18 protein-coding genes are annotated in these 21043 nt (G+C 71.6%); 10 read left to right on the forward strand and 8 right to left on the reverse strand.

From position 1 onward, the window contains the following. Nucleotides 1-51 precede the first annotated feature (51 nt). Nucleotides 52-2256 (reverse strand): FUSC family protein, encoded by a 2205-nt coding sequence (locus tag ACP4E5_RS44955; RefSeq protein WP_425842156.1) that lies wholly within the window; start codon nt 2254-2256, stop codon nt 52-54. A gap of 283 nt (nt 2257-2539) precedes the next feature. Between ACP4E5_RS44955 and ACP4E5_RS44960 the strand changes: the two genes are divergently transcribed. Beyond that, entirely contained in the window at nt 2540-3751 is a 1212-nt protein-coding gene (locus ACP4E5_RS44960; RefSeq protein ID WP_425840706.1) for an alpha/beta hydrolase, read from the forward strand. 39 nt (nt 3752-3790) lie between these two features. Here the strand turns inward: ACP4E5_RS44960 and ACP4E5_RS44965 are convergent, their stop codons facing one another. Beyond that, the gene (locus tag ACP4E5_RS44965) at nt 3791-4666 is read right to left on the reverse strand and encodes an SGNH/GDSL hydrolase family protein (RefSeq protein WP_425840709.1); all 876 of its coding nucleotides are present in this window, start codon (nt 4664-4666) and stop codon (nt 3791-3793) included. A 347-nt stretch (nt 4667-5013) separates the two neighbouring features. On the opposite strand from ACP4E5_RS44965, the gene ACP4E5_RS44970 reads away from it, so the two are divergent. Then, nucleotides 5014-7407, forward strand: coding sequence for an ATP-binding cassette domain-containing protein (locus tag ACP4E5_RS44970; RefSeq protein WP_425840712.1), 2394 nt, complete (start codon nt 5014-5016; stop codon nt 7405-7407). Nucleotides 7408-7453: 46 nt separating this feature from the next. Here ACP4E5_RS44970 and ACP4E5_RS44975 read toward each other — a convergent pair whose 3' ends face one another. Further along, a complete protein-coding gene (locus ACP4E5_RS44975) occupies nt 7454-7912 on the reverse strand; it encodes a hypothetical protein (RefSeq protein ID WP_425840714.1) in 459 nt (152 codons plus the stop codon). Between the two features lie 163 nt (nt 7913-8075). On the opposite strand from ACP4E5_RS44975, the gene ACP4E5_RS44980 reads away from it, so the two are divergent. From ACP4E5_RS44980 to ACP4E5_RS45010, 7 genes are all read left to right on the forward strand, one after another. Continuing rightward, nucleotides 8076-8516: a tautomerase family protein gene (locus ACP4E5_RS44980; protein ID WP_425840717.1), complete on the forward strand. Its 441-nt coding sequence runs from the start codon at nt 8076-8078 to the stop codon at nt 8514-8516. Nucleotides 8517-8615: 99 nt separating this feature from the next. After that, a complete protein-coding gene (locus ACP4E5_RS44985) occupies nt 8616-9140 on the forward strand; it encodes a PadR family transcriptional regulator (RefSeq protein WP_425840720.1) in 525 nt (174 codons plus the stop codon). Next, nucleotides 9137-9820, forward strand: coding sequence for an ABC transporter ATP-binding protein (locus ACP4E5_RS44990; protein WP_425840723.1), 684 nt, complete (start codon nt 9137-9139; stop codon nt 9818-9820). Before ACP4E5_RS44985 ends, ACP4E5_RS44990 begins: the two co-directional genes overlap by 4 nt. Continuing rightward, nucleotides 9817-12102: an ABC transporter permease gene (locus ACP4E5_RS44995; protein WP_425840726.1), complete on the forward strand. Its 2286-nt coding sequence runs from the start codon at nt 9817-9819 to the stop codon at nt 12100-12102. The genes ACP4E5_RS44990 and ACP4E5_RS44995 overlap by 4 nt, the downstream gene beginning before the upstream one ends. A 310-nt stretch (nt 12103-12412) precedes the next feature. Continuing rightward, a complete protein-coding gene (locus tag ACP4E5_RS45000) occupies nt 12413-13870 on the forward strand; it encodes an aldehyde dehydrogenase family protein (protein ID WP_425840729.1) in 1458 nt (485 codons plus the stop codon). 137 nt (nt 13871-14007) lie between these two features. Next, the gene (locus tag ACP4E5_RS45005) at nt 14008-14493 is read left to right on the forward strand and encodes a GNAT family N-acetyltransferase (protein WP_425840732.1); all 486 of its coding nucleotides are present in this window, start codon (nt 14008-14010) and stop codon (nt 14491-14493) included. A 106-nt stretch (nt 14494-14599) separates the two neighbouring features. Further along, entirely contained in the window at nt 14600-16147 is a 1548-nt protein-coding gene (locus tag ACP4E5_RS45010) for an MFS transporter (protein WP_425840734.1), read from the forward strand. Here ACP4E5_RS45010 and ACP4E5_RS45015 read toward each other — a convergent pair. The 5 genes from ACP4E5_RS45015 to ACP4E5_RS45035 form a co-directional block, all read right to left on the reverse strand. Continuing rightward, nucleotides 16131-17075 carry a PDR/VanB family oxidoreductase gene (locus tag ACP4E5_RS45015; protein ID WP_425840737.1) on the reverse strand — a complete coding sequence of 315 codons (945 nt, stop codon included), beginning with the start codon at nt 17073-17075 and terminating at the stop codon, nt 16131-16133. The two genes, ACP4E5_RS45010 and ACP4E5_RS45015, sit on opposite strands and share 17 nt — an antisense overlap. Beyond that, complete coding sequence (locus ACP4E5_RS45020) at nt 17072-17242, reverse strand: hypothetical protein (protein WP_425840740.1); 171 nt, start codon at nt 17240-17242, stop codon at nt 17072-17074. Before ACP4E5_RS45020 ends, ACP4E5_RS45015 begins: the two co-directional genes overlap by 4 nt. Further along, nucleotides 17239-18252 (reverse strand): aromatic ring-hydroxylating dioxygenase subunit alpha, encoded by a 1014-nt coding sequence (locus ACP4E5_RS45025; RefSeq protein ID WP_425840742.1) that lies wholly within the window; start codon nt 18250-18252, stop codon nt 17239-17241. Before ACP4E5_RS45025 ends, ACP4E5_RS45020 begins: the two co-directional genes overlap by 4 nt. Before the next feature lie 95 nt (nt 18253-18347). Continuing rightward, the gene (locus tag ACP4E5_RS45030; RefSeq protein ID WP_425840745.1) at nt 18348-19115 is read right to left on the reverse strand and encodes an IclR family transcriptional regulator; all 768 of its coding nucleotides are present in this window, start codon (nt 19113-19115) and stop codon (nt 18348-18350) included. Nucleotides 19116-19124: 9 nt separating this feature from the next. Continuing rightward, nucleotides 19125-19937, reverse strand: a complete 813-nt coding sequence (locus tag ACP4E5_RS45035) for an alpha/beta fold hydrolase (protein ID WP_425840748.1) — start codon at nt 19935-19937, stop codon at nt 19125-19127. A 180-nt stretch (nt 19938-20117) separates the two neighbouring features. On the opposite strand from ACP4E5_RS45035, the gene ACP4E5_RS45040 reads away from it, so the two are divergent. After that, nucleotides 20118-20975 (forward strand): Cof-type HAD-IIB family hydrolase, encoded by an 858-nt coding sequence (locus ACP4E5_RS45040; RefSeq protein ID WP_425840751.1) that lies wholly within the window; start codon nt 20118-20120, stop codon nt 20973-20975. The last annotated feature ends 68 nt before the right edge of the window (nt 20976-21043 follow it).

Raw genomic sequence — 21043 nt, forward strand, 5'->3', positions numbered from 1 at the left:
GTTCAGGGGATCGTATCCCCAGGTCGGAGCGGGTATGAAGCCAGGGCATCGCTATGTGCGCGGTCCCACAGGAACGTCGAGCGGCCGGGCCAGACCGGAGATCCCCTCGTCGAGCCGCTGGAGGTGACGCAGCACACGGAACGTCACGGTGTTCGCGGCCGGCACCCCCTGGCCGTCCGTCTCCAGCATCGCCGCGATGCTCGCGCCGGACTCGACGACGCGCGTCGTGGTATCGCCGTTGTCGGCGGTCACCTGCTCCAACAGGACGTCGATGTTGTGCGCGATGCGCCGCGCCGCCCTGCCGAGCCGCGGATCGGCCGCCACATGCTTGCTGTACGGGACGAGCTCGGCGGTCGCCGCGAGGGAACGCGCGTGGTACGCGGACGTCTCCAGGAGCGCCACCAGATAGCGCACGGTCTGCCGCCGCTCGCGCTGCGGGGCGATCGCATGGGTCAGCGGCTTCGTGGACGCGCGCAGGTCGTCCAGGGCGGTGTCCAGGTCCCGCGCCCGGTCGAGCAGGTCCGCGGCCGGGCCGCCGCTGAGCTGTTCCACCGCGCCCGCCACGACATCGCCGAGGCGCTCGAGGACGGTGGCGAGCAGCTCGTCGGTGCGCCGGTCGGTGCGCACCGGTAGCACCAGCATCGCCGCGATGATGCCGCACGCCGCACCGAGCGCGGTCTCCTCGATGCGCAGCACCAGCACGTCGAAGCTGTAGGTGTTCAGGAGCGTGTACAGCAGGCCCAGCATCGCCGTCACGAAGAACGACATCAGCGCGTACGACAGCGGGGCGGTGAAGAACGCGGCGAACACGCACAGCAGCACCAGGACGAACGCCAGCCAGGTGTGATTGCCGACCGCTCCCGCGAGCAGCACCCCGGCGAGGACGCCGAGCACCGTGCCGAGGACGCGGCGGTAGCCCTTGATGACGATCTCGCCCGTGGACGCGGTGTTCAGGAAGACGACCCAGCAGGTCAGGACGGCCCAGTACCAGCGCTGGCTGGACAGGAACTCGCCGCCGACGATCGCGAGCGCGGAGCCGACGGCGACCTGGAATGCGGCCCGCGTGGTGGGCCGGTCGAGACCGGAGCGGTCGTCCTCCTCCTCGTCGGTCTCCTCCTCCGTGGCGGACAGGGCGACGGTGCCGGTGATGGACATGTCCTCCGCTTCCAGCTCCTCACGCGAACGCGTCGTGGCGGGGGAGTCGTCGGACTCGTCCTGCGGGCCGTCGAGCGCGATCCGCAGACCCATCACCGCGCGGGCCGCCTCACCGATACCGCGGAACACGTCCTGCACGGCGAGCGTGGCGCCCGGCGGCATGCGCTCCTCGTCGCGGTAGCCGAGCAGACGGTTGCGGATCTGGGCGACGGCCGTGCCCCGGTTGTCGTCGGCGGGGCGCGCCACCATCAGGTGCAGGGCGCCCAGATCGCGGCGCAGCGTCGCCGTCGACTCGTCCTCCTTGCGCAGCAGCTTGCCCATCGCGGGCGCGGGCGCGAACGGCAGATGCAGGGTGAGCGTGTCGGCACGCTCGGCGCTGCGCGCGTTCAACAGCAGCATGCCGAGGCGCTCGGCCGAGACCTCCGCGTCGGCGATGCGCCGCTGGATCAGCGAGGCGGTCGCCGCGTCCCGGGCGCCGTCCTCGAGCCTGCCCTGGATCATCAGCGCCGTCTCGTGCAGCCGCGAGGTGTGGTGCCGCAGGTCGTCCAGTACGTCGTCCAGATCCTCCGGCGCGGCGTCGAGCAGCCTCGTCTGAGCAGTCACCAATTGCGCGAGCCGCGCCCGGAACGCCCCGCGCAACCGCTCCAGTACGCGCTGCGGGGGCTCGGGCACCAGCGCGAACCGGGCGACCGCGCTGCAACCGAAGGCGACTGCCAACGTGCCGGTGAGTTCCGGCAGTTGATCGACGGTCGCGTTCACGAACAGCGACACGAAGTAGACCTGGAAGCCCATGAGACCGAGGGCGGTGCCCCGGTCGCCGAATCGGCGGAAGTAGACCGCGCCGAAGATCAGCGCGATGAAGAAGAGATCACCGGCGATGACCTTGCTGTGCAGCAGCGCGCCGAGGGTCACGGCGGCGAGCGCCACCGGGAACCCCCACGCGAGCGTGATCGCCTGCCCGCGCAGGTTCTTCTCCCGGATCGCGAACGTGCTCACCATCGCGGCCATCGCGCCCGCGACCATGTGTGTCACGTCCGTGCCGAGGAGCGCGAGCACGGCGAGCGTCAGCCCGATGGCCGCGACGATCCGCAGCCCGGCCATCAGGCGCAGCAGCCCCGGATCGGATGCAATGAAGCGGTCCCAGGTGTCCCTCGGCCGTCGCGCCACCAGTACTCACTCCAAGATCGGTCCGTCGGCGTCGCCCCCGAGCATACGAGGAGGTGGGCGCGGTCTTGACACGAGTATCGACAGGTGGACGGCCCCCGACCTGGCCAGATGGTGACTTCTGGGGGATTGCCCCCAACGAGAAGTGGGGGTGGGCCGGATGGTGTGCGGGGGACGGGTCCACGAATCTTGAGCCATGGACGATCACGGCACGATTTCGATGAGCAGGCCGGCCCGGCGGGGCGTACTCGCGGCCGGTGCGGCGCTGTTGGCGCTGGGCGCGGCGCCCGCGGTGGCCGCCGCGCCGCGGCGGGTGAGGCTGCGGTTACCGGCTCCGAGTGGCCCGCACCCGGTGGGCAGGGTGGCGCTGCGCCTGGTGGACCGCTCCCGCCGCGACCCGTGGACGGCGGCTCCCGCACGGGAGTTGATGGTGGACGTGCGCTACCCGGCGCGCACGGTGGCCGGGCACGGGCGGGCGCCTCAGATGACGGCTCGGGAGGCGGCGGGCTTCGACCGGCTCAACAACTTCGAGGGCCTGCCCGCGGGCCGCGTCGACTGGGCGGCCACCCGCACCTTCGCCCATACCGCGGCGCCCCTGGACCGTCGCGCGGCGCACCCTGTGGTGCTGTACTCGCCGGGTGTCGTGGACCCGCGCTCCCTGGGCACGACGCTCACGGACGACCTGGCGTCGCGCGGCTTTGTGGTGATCGCCATCGACCATCCCTACGACGTGTCGGCCGTCGAATTTCCCGACGGGCGTGTGGCCGTCTCCCGGCTCCCGCAGGAGTTCGAGAAGGCGCAGCGGTCGGGCGCCGCCGCGGTGACCGCGCTCTTGAAGAAGACGGAGGCCGTACGCGTCGCCGACGCCCGTTTCGTCCTTGATGTGGTGCAGCGGGCCTTCGACACACACCGGCTGTGCAGGGCGCCGATCGGCATGTTCGGGCAGTCCGCGGGCGGCTTCCCCGCGGTGCAGACCTTGCACGACGACGAGCGGCTCGCCGCGGCGGCGAACCTCGACGGCGTGCTCGCGTACGTACAGGACGACCACGACGAGGGTGAGCTTTCCACCGTCGCGGCCGAGGGGGTGGACCGGCCGGTGCTCCTGATGGGCAGCGAGGGCAACGACCGGACGAGCGTCCCCTCGTGGCGGGAGCTGTGGCGGCACAGCGGCGGATGGCGACGCGACCTGACCCTGCGCGGCTCCCGGCACGCCACGTACACGGACGCGACGACACTGCTGCCACAGATCGCGGCCCGCCTCGACCTGCAGCCCGGGACACTGAAGGAATGGGTGGGAACGGTGCCCGCGCACCGGGCGGTCGCGGCTCAACGGGCGTATCTCGCGGCCTTCTTCGATCGCTGGCTGCGCGGCGGGGACGGCGCGCTCCTGGACGCGCCGTCGCCGAAGTACCCGGAGATCGCCTTCATATGAAGGAAGCAGGGCCGCTGAAAGGGGGCCGCGGACCGGCCGTCAGCGCATCCCGAGCGCGCCCATCGTGGCGTCGGCCATCGCCGACTCACCCATCGCGTTCGGGTGCACGGGGACGAAGTTGGTGCCGAAGACGGCCGGTTCGATCCAGCGGGTGCCGAGCGGCTGGCAGGCGTCGTGGCCCTCGGAGGACCGGGAGAAGTCCACATAGGTGGCGCCGGTCTCGCCGGCCGCGCGCTGCACCGCCTGGTTGAGGTGCGTCTGGATGTCGCGCACGTACGGCACGTCGCCGGACGCGATCGGCATCTTCACGAAGCAGCCCTTCTGCGCGGCCGCCGGCATGATCCACGGATAGCCGAGGACGGCGACCTTCGCGTTCGGCGCCTTGTCCGCGACCGCCTGGAGCGCGGACTTGAGCGCTGGGTACGTCTTGGCATCGATGTCGGCGCTGAACTTGTTGCCGTACAGGGACTTGCACGGGTGACCCTGGCCCGCGGAGGCGAGACCGGCGGTGGCGCAGGACAGGATCGTGTTGATGAAGGTGTTGTTGTCGTTGCCGCCGATGGTGAGGGTCACCAGGTCGGTGTCCTTGTCGAGCGCGTCGAGCTGCGGCGGCACGCCCGGGTACTGGGACCCGGCGAAGTCCTTCGTCTGCGCGGCACCGCACGTCACGTCCGTGAGCGCGGCGCCGGTGCGCTTCGCGATGACATGCGGGTAGTTGGCCGTGGAGCGGGCGCACAGCGGGCTGGCCTTCGGGTCGAGCGGGAGCACGCCGGAAGCGGCGCTGTAGCTGTCGCCGAGGGCGACGTAGGAGAGGGGCCCGGGGGCCGCGTGGGCCGGCGCGGAGAGGGTGACGAGGGCGGCGCCGGTCGTGGCCGCGAGGGCGGTGAGTCTGCCGCTGAACGCGCGGATCGCCATCTGATGCTCCTTCTAAGCCTTCGGAAGCTGCGAAACCGGGCCGGGGCATGGCCAAGTTCCTTTTCAGGCAAGGGGGTTCAGCGCGCTGGTAGTTGAAGCTACCGACGAGTTTGAATTTGAGTCAATAGGTGTGCACGGGGTCGTGACCAGGGGAGAGTCGTGCAACACCGGGTTGTCAGTGGTGCTCGGTAGCCTCACAGACGGTTGGCGGACCCGTCGGCATGCCGGCCCGGCGTGTTCATCGATTGCGGTGGCAGGGGCCGCGCGGACGGCGACAATCGAACACACTGATTCGAGACAGGCGACGCCGAGCACGCTCATCGGCGGCCACGGACGATGGAGACATGATGAGCAAGGTCGCGAGGACGGGGACACCGTCGACCACGGCGCACCCCGCCGACAGCCACGACCTGATCCGTGTGCACGGCGCGCGGGAGAACAATCTGAAGGACGTCAGCATCGAACTGCCCAAGCGGCGGCTGACGGTGTTCACGGGTGTCTCGGGGTCCGGCAAGAGCTCGCTGGTGTTCGACACGATCGCCGCCGAGTCGCAGCGGATGATCAATGAGACGTACAGCGCGTTCCTCCAGGGCTTCATGCCGACGCTCGCGCGGCCCGAGGTCGACGTGCTGGACGGCCTGACCACCGCGATCACCGTCGACCAGCAGCGGATGGGCTCCGACCCGCGCTCCACGGTCGGCACCGCCACCGACGCCAGCGCGATGCTGCGCATTCTCTACAGCCGGCTCGCCAAGCCGCAGATCGGCGGGCCGGGCGCCTACTCCTTCAACGTCGCCTCGGTCTCCGCGCAGGGCGGCTTCACGATCGACCGCGGCGCCGACAAGACCAAGACGGAGAAGGTGTCCTTCAGCCGCACCGGCGGTATGTGCACCCACTGCGAGGGCCGGGGGACGGTCTCGGACATCGACCTGGCCCAGCTCTTCGACGACTCCAAGTCGCTGAACGACGACCCGTTCAGCATCCCCACGTACACCGGGGACGGCTGGGTGGTGCGGGTCATCAGGGACTCGGGCTTCTTCGACCCGGACAAGCCGATTCGCAAGTACACCAAGAAGGAGCGGCAGGACTTCCTGTACCGCGAGCCCACCAAGGTGAAGATCAACGGGGTGAACCTCACCTATGAGGGCCTGATCCCGAAGCTCCAGAAGACCTTCCTGTCCAAGGACCGGGAGTCGATGCAGCCGCACATCCGGGCCTTCGTGGACCGGGCGGTCACCTTCCAGACCTGCCCCGACTGCGGGGGCACCCGGCTCAGCGAGCTGGCGCGCTCTTCGAAGATCAAGCGCAAGAGCATCGCGGATCTGTGCGCGATGGAGATCAGGGACCTGGCGGAGTGGGTGCGCGCCCTGAAGGAGCCCTCGGTGGCCCCGCTACTGGCCAAGCTGAGGCACACCCTGGAGTCGTTCGAGGAGATCGGCCTCGGCTATCTCTCGCTCGACCGGGCGGCGGGCACGCTGTCCGGCGGCGAGGCGCAGCGCGTCAAGATGATCCGCCACCTCGGCTCCTCGCTCACCGACGTCACGTACGTCTTCGACGAGCCCACCATCGGCCTGCACCCGCACGACATCCAGCGGATGAACAACCTGCTCCTGAGGCTGCGGGACAAGGGCAACACGGTGCTGGTCGTGGAGCACAAGCCGGAGGCCATCGCCATCGCCGACCATGTCGTGGACCTCGGCCCCGGCGCCGGTACGGGCGGCGGCAGCGTCTGCTTCGAGGGCACCGTCGAGGAGTTGCGCGCCAGTGACACCATCACCGGGCGCCACCTCGACGACCGGGCCGCGGTCAAGGACACCGTGCGTGAGCCCACCGGCAAGCTCGCGATCCGCGGGGCGACCGCGCACAACTTGAGGAACGTCGACGTCGACATCCCGCTCGGTGTGCTGACGGTGGTCACCGGAGTCGCGGGTTCCGGCAAGAGCTCGCTCGTGCACGGCTCCATCCCCGCCGACGACGGCGTGGTGGCGGTCGACCAGACCCCGATCCGCGGCTCGCGGCGCAGCAACCCGGCCACGTACACCGGGCTGCTCGAGCCGATCCGCAAGGCGTTCGCGAAGGCCAACGGCGTGAAGCCCGCGCTGTTCAGCGCCAACTCGGAGGGCGCCTGCCCGACCTGCAACGGCGCGGGAGTCGTCTACACCGACCTCGGGATCATGGCGAGCGCGGCCGCCACCTGCGAGGAGTGCGACGGCAAGCGGTTCGAGGCCTCGGTGCTCGACTACCACTTCGGGGGCAAGGACATCAGCGAGGTGCTCGCGATGCCGGTGACCGAGGCGGTGGAGTTCTTCGGCGCGGGGGAGGCGCGCACGCCGGCCGCGCACAAGATCCTGGAGCGGCTCGAGGACGTCGGGCTCGGCTACCTCACCCTCGGCCAGCCGTTGACGACGCTCTCCGGCGGTGAGCGGCAGCGGCTCAAGCTCGCCGTGCACATGGCCGGCAAGGGGGGTGTCTACGTCCTGGACGAGCCCACCACGGGTCTGCACCTGGCGGACGTCGAGCAACTGCTCGGGCTGCTCGACCGGCTCGTGGACTCCGGGAAGTCGGTCATCGTCATCGAGCATCACCAGGCCGTGATGGCGCACGCCGACTGGATCATCGACCTGGGCCCCGGTGCGGGACACGAAGGCGGCCAGGTCGTCTTCGAGGGAACCCCCGCCGACCTCGTCGCCGACGGCTCCACCCTCACCGGCGAGCACCTGGCGCAGTACGTGGGCGCCTGACCGGGCGACGCGGACCGGCCGGCAGGAGGGCCGATCGCGGTCGCGGTCAGCCCTCCTGCGTGGGCGCGGGGGACTGCGGGGTCTGCTGCTGGGCCTGGTGGGACTGCTGCTGGGACTGAGGGGCCTGCGGGAAGTGCGGGGCCTGCTGCTCCTGCGGAGCCTGCTGTCCTTGCGGCTCGTGCTGCCCGAGGGGGGCCTGCTGCCCCTGCGGGGCCTGCTGGTCGTGCGGTGCCTGCGCCTGGTCGGGCGTGGCGGCCTGGGGGGCCTGCTGGTCCTGGAAGGGGCGCTGGTCCTGGAAGGGCTGCTGGCCCTGCGGGGACTGGGGAGTCAGCTGGGACTGGGCGGTCTGTTGGGACTGGGGGGCTTCCGCGTGCCCGAAGTCGAGCACGCCTTCCGCGGTGCGCTCGGCCTTGTGCGCGGCCTCACGCGCGTCGGCGAGCACATCACCCTGCTCGTCGACGAGTCGGTCGTAGATGGGCGCCGGGGCGGTGGACGGTGCGGGCACGGGAAGAGCTCCTGGTCGTCGGGGTCCTGATGTCACCCTGAGGGTGAACAAAAGGGGACCCTACGTCGATCGGGTGACGTGGGTACATCCGGGGTGGGGTTGAGAAACCTCACTCTGTAACTACTAGTATGTACGGCACGCCCCGCCGCGAAGGAGTACGCCCGTGCCGCTCGTCCGCATAGACGCCCTGAAGGCCGACGCAGAACGCCTCCATGCGCTGGGGCGTGCCGTGCACGACGCCCTCGGGGAGACGCTCGGCTTCCCGCCCGACGACCTGTTCCAGGTGCTCACCAGTCACGACGGGACGCGCGGCACCATCCGGTATGACGACTACTTGGGGGTGCGGCGCGACGACGACATCGTGTTCGTCGGAATCACGCTGCGGGCCGGACGGCCCGACGAGCAGAAGCGGGCGCTGTACCGGCGGATCGCCGAGCTCGCGCACGCCTACGCGGGGACCGAGCCGCGCAACGTGCTCGTCACGCTCACCGAGAACCAGTCGATCGACTGGTCGTTCGGGGACGGCGTCGCCCAGTACGCGCCGGGTGAGGCGGAGGTGGTCGGTCCCGTGGACGCGATGCCCTACGCGGATCGCGAGGCCTGACGGTCCCAACTGCACGGCATGATCGGATAGTTGGGCGGGTTCGGGGCACGTTGGTCGGCGTATTGACCGGGGGTATACACCCGACGTATACACCAAGGTATGACCGTTCCTCTGGCGCTCCTCGGGCTCCTCGAACGTGAGTCGAGCCACGGCTATGACCTCAAGCGGAACTACGACACCTACTTCGGCCGCGGAAAGCCACTGCCCTACGGCCAGGTCTACTCGACGCTGCGCCGCCTCGCCCGGGACGGGAAGGTGGCGGTCGGTGAGTCCGAGCCGGGGGAGGGGCCCGACCGGAAGCGGTACGTGATCACTGACAGTGGGGTCACGGAGGTGGAGGCCTGGCTCATCGAGCCGGTCGCGCCCGAACAGCACCTACAGACCGTGCTGTTCACCAAGGTCGTACTGGCCCTGCTCCTGGAGCGGGACGCCCAGGCGTACCTCGACTCCCAGCGCGCCGCCCACATGCAGCGGATGCGCGAACTGACCGAGCTGCGCCGCACCGGGGGACTGGTCGACAGGCTGCTGGCCGACCACGGACTCTTCCACCTCGAGGCCGACCTGCGCTGGATCGACATGACCGTGGCCCGGCTCGGCGCCCTCGCGGCAGAGGTGGGGACATGAGCCTGGTCGAGGCACGCGACGTGGTGCTGTCGTTCGGCAGCACCCCCGCCCTTCGGGGCGCCGAACTGTCCGTGGCGCAGGGCGAGATCGTCGCCGTGACGGGGCCCAGCGGCTCCGGCAAGTCGACGCTGCTGTACTGCCTCGCGGGAATCCTGGTGCCCGACGACGGCGAGATCCACTACGACGGTCGGCGCGTCGACACGCTGCGGGAGACCGAACGCAGCGCGCTGCGCCGGGACCGTTTCGGGTTCGTCTTCCAGTTCGGTCAGCTCGTACCGGAGTTGACGGCCGAGGAGAACGTGGCGCTGCCGCTGCTCCTCGCGCGCGGCCGCCGGTCCACCGCACTGCGCGAGGCCCACGCCTGGTTCGAGCGGCTCGGCCTGGCCGGCCTCGAAGGACGCCGGTCCGGCGAGTTGTCGGGCGGGCAGGCCCAACGGGTCGCGCTGGCACGGGCGTTGGTCGCCCATCCCCAGGTGCTCTTCGCCGACGAACCCACCGGGGCCCTCGACTCGCTCACCGGTGAACAGGTGATGGACCTGCTGGTCGGCTCCGTCCGCGAGCAGGGCACCACCGTCGTCCTCGTCACCCACGAACCGCGCGTCGCCGCCTACGCCGACCGGGAGGTCATCGTCCGCGACGGCAAGGTGACCCCGCTCTCCGTCGAACGGGCAGCCTCATGATCCGGCTCGCGCTCCGCCTCACCGTCGCGGGCGGGCGCGAGGCCCTGGTGCGGCTGACCGTGATCGCCGCCGCGGTGGCGGTGGGCGTCGCGCTGCTGCTCTCCACGTTCGCCGCCATCGAGGCGACCCGGACGCAGAACGACCGCAACGCCTGGCTGAACACCGGAGCCGAGTTCACGCACAGCCGGGGCGCACGCGCCGCGGGCGTCGACCCACTGTGGTGGCTGCTGCGGGCCGACCACTACGACGGCGGGCTCATCGGCCGCGTCGGCGTGGCGGCCACCGGACCGAACGCGCCGGTACCTCCGGGCCTGCCGCGCCTCCCGGCCCCCGGCGAGTACTACGCCTCCCCGGCCCTCGCCGACCTGCTGCGCGCCACGCCCGCCGGTGAGTTGGCCGACCGCTACCCGGGCCGCCGGGCGGGCACGATCGGCAGGTCCGCGCTTCCGGGGCCCGACTCCCTGATCGTCGTGGTCGGACACCGGCCCGGCGAACTGGCGGGGAAGGCGGGCGTCCGCCGCGTCACGACCATCGAGACCAAGTCGCCCAGCAGCTGCAACGGCCCCAACTGCGACGTCGCCGTCGGCATCAACGCCGAAGGCATGGCGCTCATCCTCTCCGTGGTCGCGCTGGCGCTCATCTTCCCCGTGCTGATCCTGACCGGCACGGCGAGCCGCCTCGCCGCCGCCCGCCGCGAACAGCGCTTCGCCGCCATGCGGTTGATCGGCGCGACACCGGGCCAGGTGTCACTGATCTCCACCATCGAGTCCGCGGTCGCCGCCGTCGCCGGTACGGCGCTGGGCTTCGCCCTCTGGTACGCCCTGCGTCCCCTGGTGGCACGGGCCGACCTGACCGGCACCCCGTTCTTCACCGCGGACCTGTCGCTCGGCGCGGTCGAGGTGCTGGGCATCGCCGTGGGCGTGCCGGTGGCCGCGGCGATCGCCGCGCGTGTCGCGCTGCGCCGCGTGCGGGTCTCACCGCTCGGCGTCACCCGCCGGACCACGCCCCGCCCACCGCGCGCCTGGCGGCTGATCCCGTCGGCGCTCGGCATCGGGCAGTTGTGGTGGGTCATCGGACGCGTGCCCGAGGGCAGCGGGGGCCAGATACTCGCCTTCGTCCCCGGCATCCTGCTGATCCTCGTCGGCATCGTGCTCGCGGGCCCGTGGCTGACGATGGCCGGGGCGCGCCTCCTGGTCCGTTTCACGCGGCGACCGGCGCTGCTCGTCGCCGGGCGGCGCCTCGCTGACGACCCGAAAGCCGGGTTCCGCGCCGTCAGCGGGCTCGTACTCGCGCTCTGTGTCACCAGTACGGCGGTCGGGATCATCACCGCGGTGGTCGCGGAGAGCGGAGTGCCCGAGGACAAGGCGGCGTTCGGCAGCTCAGTGGTCGGTGATTACGGCCGGCAGTTCGGGCCCCGCAACGCCCATCCGCCACCCGCGTTGCCCGACGCGACCCGGTCCGAGCTGGGGTCCGTGCCCGGCGTCCGGGGCGTGATGGTGGTCCGTACGAACCCGCTCGGCATCCCGGACCCCACGGAGCCGCACCCGCCGAAGGGGGAGCGGAAGATCCTGGCGGGCCTCGTCTCCTGCGCCGAACTCGCGGCGATGCCCGCCCACCACACATGCCGGGCCGGGGCGGAGGCCGCCGCGATCCCGCCGGACTTCTCGCACTTCGGCACACAGGAGGACCGGTCCTGGCCGGCCGTGTGGCCCGCGGCGCCCATCGGCGCGGAGCGGCTGCGTACGCTGCCGGTGCAGGAGATCGTGGTGACCACGGACGGCTCCACGGCCGCGGTCGAGCGCGTCCGCACGGTCCTCTCCACGGCGTGCCCGTACGAACTGCCGCCGTACACCGTCGCCGAGGACTACGCGCAGCGGTGGGGCGACATCGAGGCGTACCGGCAACTGGCCACCGTCGTCATCGCGATCAGCTTCCCGATCGCCGGATGCAGCCTGGCGGTGGCCCTCGCCGGCGGGCTCAACGAACGCAAGCGCCCCTTCGCCCTGTTGCGGCTGAGCGGAGTGCCGCTGAGGACACTGCGCCGGGTGGTGCTCCTGGAGAGCGCCGCGCCGCTGCTGATCGTCGCGGCGCTCGCCATCGCGATCGGTTTCCTGACCGCGCAGCTGTTCCTCCAGGCGCAGTACGGCTACTCGATCCGGCCCCCGGGCGTCGGCTACTACGGCCTGACCCTCGCCGGGCTCGTCGTCTCCCTCGCCGTCATCGCCTCGACGCTGCCGCTGCTGCGGCGGATCACCGGGCCGGAAACGGCGCGCAACGACTGACACCGCGGCGCCCGCCCGTCACGGCGGGCGCCGCGCCTCATGTCTCCGTCGCGTCGACCCACGTCCTCCGCGTGAAGTCCAGGGGGCGTGTTATCGATTCTGTCTATGAAGCGGGTAGGCAACGTCGATTGGAGCGAGGTCGGCTTTCTTTCTACGCTCAACCACATCAGCGCCGGTCAAGGAGGGCTTTGCGGGGTGCCCGCCACCGCCGTGACCGAACTCGCCGATCTGCGCGAGAGTTGAAGACACCCGCGGCCGACGGGCCACGCCTCGTCCAGGTCGACACCCACCCCACCTCACCGGAGTGAACATGACTCTCCTCGACAATCCCGTATGGCACGAGCGCATCCACCTCGACGGCTGGACCGCGGGAAGCGGAGGCACGTCGGACGTCGTCGAACCCGCCACCGGGCAGCGGCTCGGCGCGATCGGCAGCGCCACCGCCGACGACGTGGCGCGCGCCGCCGCCCGCGCCGCAGAGGCGCAGCAGGAGTGGGCCCGCACCTCGCCCGCCGAGCGCGCCGCCGTGCTGCGCCGGGCAGGCGACCTGTTCGCCGAGCACGCCGAGGAGATCAAGGACTGGATCGTCCGCGAGGCCGGATCGACCCGCGCCAAGGCCACCGTGGAGACTGACTTCGCCGCCGCCGAGTGCTACGAGGACGCGGCCCTCCCCTCGCACCCGCTCGGCGACGTGCTCAGCAGCGGCGAACCGCGCTGGTCGTTCGCGCGCCGCGTGCCCGCGGGCGTCGTCTCCGTCATCGCGCCGTTCAACTTCCCGCTGATCCTCGGCATCCGCTCGGTGGCGCCCGCCCTGGCGCTGGGCAACGCCGTGCTCCTCAAGCCGGACCCGCGCACCGCGGTGTGCGGCGGCGTCACCATCGTCCGCGTCCTCGAGGAGGCGGGCCTCCCCGAGGGCCTGCTCCACCTGCTGCCCGGCGACGCGAGCGTCGGCGCCGCCGTCGTCGAGGCCCCCGAGGTCTCCGTCGTCTCCTTCACCGGCTCAACCGCCGCCGGGCGCAAGGTCGGTGAGGCCGCCGCCCGCAACCTCAAGAAGGTCCACCTCGAACTCGGCGGCAACAACGCCCTCGTCGTCCTCCCCGGCGCCGACCTGCCCGCCGCCGCCTCGGCCGGGGCGTTCGGCTCGTACCTCCACCAGGGCCAGATCTGCATGGCCACCGGACGCCACCTCGTCCACGAGTCGCAGGCCGAGGAGTACGTGGCGCTGCTCGCGGAGAAGGCGAACCGGCTGCCCGTCGGCGACCCCGCCGCCGGCGACGTCGCGCTCGGCCCGATCATCGACGGCCGCCAACTCGCCCACATCGACAAGGTGGTGACCGACAGCGTCGCCGCGGGCGCGACGATCGCCGCCGGCGGCAAGGCCGACGCCCCGTACTACCCGGCGACCGTCCTCACCGGCCTCGACGACGACAGCCCCGCCTGGCGCGAGGAGATCTTCGGGCCCGTCGCCCCCGTGCGCACCTACCGCGACCTCGACGAAGCGGCCCGCATCGTCGACGCATCGCCGTACGGCCTGTCCGTCGGCATCCTCGGCGACGTCGGCACGGCGATGACCCTCGCCGACCGGATTCGCTCCGGGAAGGTGCACATCAACGAACAGACCGTCATGGACGAGCCCGCCGCGCCCTTCGGCGGCGTCGGCGACTCCGGCAACGGATCCCGGTTCGGCGGTGCGCAGGCCAACATCGAGGCGTTCACCGAGACCCAGTGGGTGACCGTGCGCCCGCAGATCGCGCCGTATCCCTTCTGATCCCCGAGGAAGGGTCAGGGCACGGCAGGTTCCTTCGGGAAGTCCCGAAGCGGCAGCCCGAGGCCGAACTGGCTGCCCCAACTGCTGCTCCCGGCCGCCCCGGCAGGGCGGCCGGGCCCCGTGCCAGACTCGGTCCCATGAAGATCAGAGACATCCGGGACGGGGACTGGGAGCGGATCTGGCCGTTCTGGCGGCGGATCGTGCGCGCCGGCGAGACCTACGCCTGGGACCCCGACACCAGCGAGCCCGAGGCCCGCGCCCTGTGGACCGAGGGCGCGGGCAAGCGCGTCCTCGTCATGGAGGACGACGCGGGCACCCTCGTCGCGACGGCCTACGTGAAGCCCAACTACGGCGGCCCGGCGCGGGACACCGCGAACGCCGGGTTCATGGTCGACCCCGACCACGGCGGCCACGGCCACGGCCGCGCCCTCGCCGAACACGTACTGACCGTGGCGGAGCGGGACGGCTACCGGGCCATGGTCTTCAACGCCGTCGTCGAGACCAACCCGGCCGTAAGGCTGTGGACTTCACTCGGCTTCACGATCCTCGGCACGGTGCCCGAGGCCTACGACCATCCGCGCCACGGAAGGGTCGGCCTGCACATCATGCACCGCGCTCTCTAGACCCGGGTGGGGTGGGGCGGACGCGGGCCATCCGTTGAGTTAGGGTTACCTAACCAGCGGGGTGGTCCCGGCCCCCGCGTCCTCCGCCTGCCTACAAGGAGCCCGCATGACGGCGACGCCCGCCGCCGAGCAGTCGACCGCCCTCGCGCCCGCCCGGCCGAGGGACCCGCGCCGCTGGCTCATCCTCGGCGTGATCTGCCTCGCCCAACTCGTCGTCATCCTCGACAACACGATCCTCAACGTCGCCGTCCCCACCCTCACCGCCGACCTCGGCGCGGGCACCGCCGACGTCCAGTGGATCATCAACGCGTACGTCCTGGTGCAGGCGGGACTGCTGCTCGCGGCCGGGGCCGCCGCCGACCGCTACGGCCGCAAGAAGCTGCTCCTGACCGGTCTCGTGCTGTTCGGCGCGGGCTCGCTCGCCGCCGCACTCGCCCACGGCACCGGCCAGTTGATCGCCGCGCGGGCCGGCATGGGCGTGGGCGGCGCACTCCTGCTGACCACCACCCTCGCCGTGGCCGTGCAGGTCTTCGACGACGACGAACGGGTCCGCGCCATCGGCGTCTGGGCCGCCGTCAACGCCCTCGGCTTCGCGGCCGGACCGCTCGTCGGCGGCGTCCTCCTCGCGCACTTCTGGTGGGGCTCCCTCTTCATCGTCAACGTGCCCGTCGTGCTGCTCGGCCTGTGCGCCGTCAGCGTCCTCGTGCCGGAGAGCAGGGCCGAGCAGAGCCACCGCCCCGACGTGCTCGGCGCGCTCCTGTCGACGGTCGCGATGGCATCCCTCGTGTACGCCGTCGTCTCGGGACCCGACCACGGCTGGTCCTCCCCGTACGTGCTCGCGGGCGCGGCGCTCGGCGTGTGCGCGCTGACCGGGTTCGTGCTGTGGGAGCGGCGCGTCCCCGACCCCATGCTCGACATGAGTTTCTTCCGCAACCGGACGTTCACCGGGGCCGTGATCGGGGCCGTGCTGATCACCTTCGGCAGCGGGGGAGCGCTCTTCCTGCTCACGCAGCAGCTCCAATTCGTCCTGGGATACGGGCCGTTGGAGGCCGGGCTGCGCACTGCCCCGTTCGCGCTCACCGTCGTGCTGCTCAACTTCAGCGGAGTGTCGGCCCGGCTCAGCAAGCGGCTCGGCATCCCGGGGTCCGTGGCCGTCGGCATGACCCTGCTCGCCTGCGGGCTCGCCGCGGTGGCCCTCGCCGGGCGGGTCGTGGACGGGTACGGGGGGCTGCTCGTCGGGCTCGTCCTCATGGGCGTCGGCTGCGCGTTCGCCAACCCGGCGATGGCCGTCGCCGTGATGGGCGCGATCCCCCGCGACAAGGCGGGGGCGGGCGCCGGTATCCAGGGCACGGTCACCGAGTTCGGCAGCGGCCTCGGCGTCGCCGTCCTCGGCGCCGTGCTCAGCGCCCGCTTCTCCGCGCTCGTGCCGGTGGCCGCGGCCTCGCTGCCCGCCGCCCTCGCCGCGACCGACTCGGCGGCCGAACGCCACACGGTGACGCGGGCGTTCGGCTCCGCCCTGGAGACCGGTCAACTCGTTGGCGCGGCAGCCGTGTTGACCGGCGGCCTGGTGGCGGCCACGCTGCTGCGCCGCGCCCAGCGGGAGGCCCCGCAGGCAGCGCCGCGGGACAGGGGCACCGTCACAGATCCAGCGTGAGCCGCTCGCCCTTCGCCCGCGAGACGCACACCATCATCGTCTCGTTGGCGTCCCGCTCGGCGGCCGTGAGCACGCTGTCCCGGTGGTCGACCTCCCCGGCGAGCACATCCGTCTCGCAGGTGCCGCACGTACCCTCGGTGCAGGAGTACAGCACCTGGATCCCGGCCTCCTGCAGCGTGGCGAGGATCGTCTTGTCCGCCGGAACCTTCAACGTCCGGCCGCAAGAGGCGAGTTCGACCTCGAAGGCCGTGTCGCCGCTGGTGTCGGTGGTGGTCGGCGTGAAGCGTTCCGTGCGCAGCGTCTCCGCCGGAACCAGCTCCTCGACGGCCGCGAGCAGCGGCTCGGGGCCGCAGGCGTAGACGAGTTCGCCGGGGCGCGGATCGGCGAGGACCGCGGGGAGGTCAAGGAGGCCCTCGACCAGTTCGATCCGTCCGCCCGGATACCGGGCGGTCAATTCCTCGGCGAACGCCATCGTCGCGCGGGAACGGCCCCCGTAGTGCAGGGACCACCGCGCGCCCTGGTCGGCCGCCGCGGCCAGCATCGGCACGATCGGCGTGATGCCGATGCCGCCCGCGACGAACCGGTACGCGGGTGCCGGTTCGAGCCGGAAGTGGTTGCGCGGCCCACGGGCACGTACCGCCGCCCCTTCCTGAAGCTGGCCGTGCACATGCGCCGAGCCGCCCCGACCGTCCGGCTCGCGCAGCACGGCGATCCGCCAGGAGCACGCGTCGCCGCCGCACAGCGAGTACTGGCGTTCCAGTCCCTCGGCCGCGGAGAGGATCAGGTCGATGTGGGCGCCCGCCTCCCACGCGGGCAGCGGCGCGCCGTCCGGGCGGCGCAGGAGCAGGGAGATGACGCCGTCGGCCTCCTGGCGGCGTTCGGCGACGACGAGGTCGTGCGTGTCGAGGGGGTCGAGCGGGTCGCTCACGGGGTGCGGTCCTTCGGGTCGGTGGCCTGCGGGTGGTCCGGGTGGGCGAGCATCCACTCCCACATGGCGACCGGGTCCTCGCTGGTGTGCCGCTCACCGCAGTGGCAGTGGCCGTCGAGAACGTCGGTGCCGGGGAGCCATTCGATGCGGAAGACGGGCCGGGTCATCCGGCGGCCAGCTTCTCGAGGATGCGGCGGGCGGCCAGGCCACCGGTGTCGATGTTGATGCTGAGCTCCTGGTACCCCTCGGGCTCGGTGTCCAGGGTGCGCTGCAGCAGATTCAGCGCGTCCACGTCCTGCATCACGACCTTGTGGTTGAACTCCCGCAGGAACGTGGTGATTTCGGCGTCCTCGGTCGCGAAGTTCCGCGACACCGCCCAGAAGTCGTACACCTTGCCGGGCGACGAGGGGGTGATCGCGTACGTGATCTCCGTGCGGAACGCGGGGGTCTCCTGCCCCGACGGGGTGATGGTGCTGTGCAGCAGATACAGGCACGGCGCGTGGTACTCGATGTCCTGACGCCGGTCGATGCGGCCCTCGATGCCGGTGGAACGGGCGTAGAACGGCGGGCACTCGGCGTCCTTCATGTGCCGGGACACCCGCACGATGCCGGACTCCTCGTCGACCTCCGTGGCGATGGGTGTCTCGGCGACCTCGGGCGTCCCGATGTAACCGCCGTGCAGATACGTCTCGTGGGACAGGTCCATGAGGTTGTCGACCAGGAGCATGAAGTCGGCGTCGATCGGCTCCATGCCCTCGACGGTCACCCATCCGTCCTCGACCAGGTGCGGGGCGCGCGGGATCACGCTCGTGTCGGCCAGCTCCGGGTCACCGACCCACACCCACACCATCCCGTCGACCTCCGCCACCGGGTACGAACTCACCCGCGCGGTACGGGGAACCCGCTTCTGTCCCGGCACGAACACGCATGTGCCCGTCGTGTCGTAGGTGAAGCCGTGGTACCCGCACACCACCCGGTCCCCGTCGAGCCCGCTCTCCGAGAGGGGGTAGCGGCGGTGCGCACAGCGGTCCGCGAGGGCGACAGGTTCGCCGGCCTCGGTGCGGTAGAAGGCGATCGGCTCGCCGAGGATCGTGCGGCCGAGCAGCTCCCGGCCCACCTCCTTCGACCACGCGGCGACGTACCACTGGTTGCGGGCGAAGGCCGAGTAAGCGGTCATGACGGGTGTCCCTCCAGTCACCGCGCGCGGCACCGTCGCCGCGCGTCACCGACCACCCTGGTGAGCTGGACCACAGCCCCACAACGCCACTTCCGTCAGACGGAAGCCGGGGGCACGCTCGAAGCAGGTTGCCAGCCGAGCGCCCGAGAAATGCCACGTCCGGCCAGCTGCACCGCCGGAATCAGCGCGGGCGTCCGCGCGCCCTCCACGGGTACGACGACGGAGACCGCGGCGACGACCTCCCCGCGCGGCCCGCGCACCGGCGCCGCCACCGACAGGGCGTCGTCGGTGATCTGACGGTCACTCACCGCGACGCCGCTGCGCCGCACTTCGGCGAGCATCCGGCGCAGCCGGACCGCGTCGGTCACGGTGTAGGGGGTGAACGCGTCGAGCCCGCCCTCCGGGTAGCCGTCCTGCAGCTCGAGGCCGCCGTGCGCGAGCAGCACCAGACCCACGCCCGTCGCGTGCAGCGGCCAGCGCGCGCCGACCCGCGAGTGCACGCCCACCGCCGAACGGCCCGACAGGCGCTCGATGTAGACGACCTCCCGGCCGTCACGCACGGCGAGGTGCACGTTCTCGTGCGTCGACTCGTACAGGTCCTCCAGGAACGGCAACGCCGCCTGCCGCAGGCCGAGACCGCGCGGGGCGAGCGCCGCGATCTCCCACAGGCGCAGGCCCACGTGGTAGTTCCCCGCCTCGTCGCGCTCCAGGGCGCCCCAGCGGGAGAGCGCGGCGACGAGCCGGTGCGCGGTGGGCAGCGGCAGATCGGCGCGGTGCGCGAGCTGGGTCAGGGTGAGCGAGGGGTGGTCCTGGTCGAAGGCGCCGAGGGCGTCGAGCAGCCGGTCGCTCGCGGAACGGGTCACGGCGTCGCCCTATCCGGTCGGGCAGCGGTCGCGGAGGAAGTCCAGGAGCACGCCGTTGAACAGCTCGGGCTGCTCCACGCCCGGCAGATGCCCGGCCCCGTCGATCACCCTCAGTACGGAGTCCGGCACCAGCTTCACGATCTCCTCGGCGTCCGGGACCGGCGTGTACACGTCGTCCGCGCCGACCACGACGAGCGTGGGCACCCGGGCCGCCGCGAGGCTGTCGCGGTAGTCGGGGCGCTCGGCCCGCCCGCGCAGCGCCGCCGCGGCCCCGCGCGGGTCGGTGACCTGCATCATGCCGAGCACCTGCGCGGCGACCTCCGGCAGCGCGGCCACGTTGTAGCGCGCGAGCATCTTGTCGATGACCTCGTCCGCGTACTTGCCCATGCCCTCGGCGAGCAGCCGCAGCGCGAGCCGGTTGCGGTACACCTTGCCCTCGGGCGTCTCGGCCGGCGCCGAGGTGTCGGACAGGACGAGCGCGCGGGTGCGGTCCGGATGCCGCAGATGGAACTCCATGGCGATCTGGCCGCCCATGGACACACCGCCGACCACGGCCGTGTCGATGCCCAGCTCGTCCAGGAGCGCGACGGTGTCGTCCGCGAAGCGCGAGAGCGGCACCTGCCCCGGAGTGACATCGCTCTCGCCGTACCCGCGCAGATCGGGCGTGAGCACCCGGTACCCGGCCGCCGCGAGCGCCTCGGACTGGGCGGCCCACAGGGTCCGGTTGAACGGATGCCCGTGGATCAGCACGATCGCCACGCCGTCCGCGGGTCCGGAGTCGTCGTACCGCAGAACGGTGCCGTTCAGCGTGAATCGGGGCATCACGTGCTCCAGGTCGGATCGGTACCCCGCGCGGGGTGAGTGCCGGAACCGTACGGCGCGGGCGTGGGCATGATCAAGAGTGTTGGCCGGTCAGAGCGGGGAGAACGGCCCTCCTAGACTGGTGGCGCCGGGCCCTCGTCCCGTGGCACGGCAGCCCGCACCACTGAACCAGGAACCACCGTGAACACCCAGCACCACCAGGCGACCGCCGCCGCCCCGCCCGACATCCGCCTGGTCGTCACCGACATGGACGGCACGCTCCTGGACGGGGACGGGAGGGTGCCGGACTCCCTCTGGCCGCTCCTCGCCGAGCTGAACGAGCGCGGCATCGCCTTCTGCCCCGCGAGCGGCCGGCAGTACGCCACGCTCGCCGCACAGTTCGACGCCGTGGACGACGGCGGCATGGTCTACGTCGCGGAGAACGGCGCGTACGTCGTGCGCGGCGGCGCCGAGGTCAGCTCCGACCCGCTGGAACCGGCCGTCATCGAGTGGATCGTCAAGGAGACGCGACGGCTCGTCGACGAGGGCGGGGTCGACGCCGGCGTCGTCGTCTGCGGGAAGCGGTCCGCCTACGTGGAGCGCTCCGACGAAGCGTTCATGACGCAGGTCCGCAAGTACTACGCCGCCCACCAGATCGTGGACGACGCCACCGCCGTCGAGGACGAGTTCGTCAAGGTCGCGCTCTTCGACTTCGGCAACGCGCAGGACACCACCGCCCCGCTCCTCGCACCCCTCGCGGACACACACCAGGTCGTCGTCTCCAGTCAGCACTGGATCGACGTCATGAACCCCGCCGCGAACAAGGGCGCCGCCGTTCGCAGGCTCCAGGACGCCCTGGGCATCACGCCCGCGCAGACCATGGTGTTCGGCGACTACCGCAACGACCTGGAGATGCTGGACACCGCCGACTGGTCCTACGCCATGGCCAACGCCCACCCCGACGTCCTCGCCCGCGCCCGCCTGCGCGCCCCGGCCAACACCGAGAACGGCGTCGTCCGCACGGTCCGTGACCTGCTGCGACTTCCGGTGCAGCCGTAAATTACTGAACCGTAACCTTCCCGGTGCTACCCGCGGTAACGGTGATGTGGATACCGTCCGGCAAGGCG

Source organism: Streptomyces fractus (genome assembly GCF_049844455.1).
In the GTDB taxonomy this organism is placed as follows: domain Bacteria; phylum Actinomycetota; class Actinomycetes; order Streptomycetales; family Streptomycetaceae; genus Streptomyces; species Streptomyces fractus.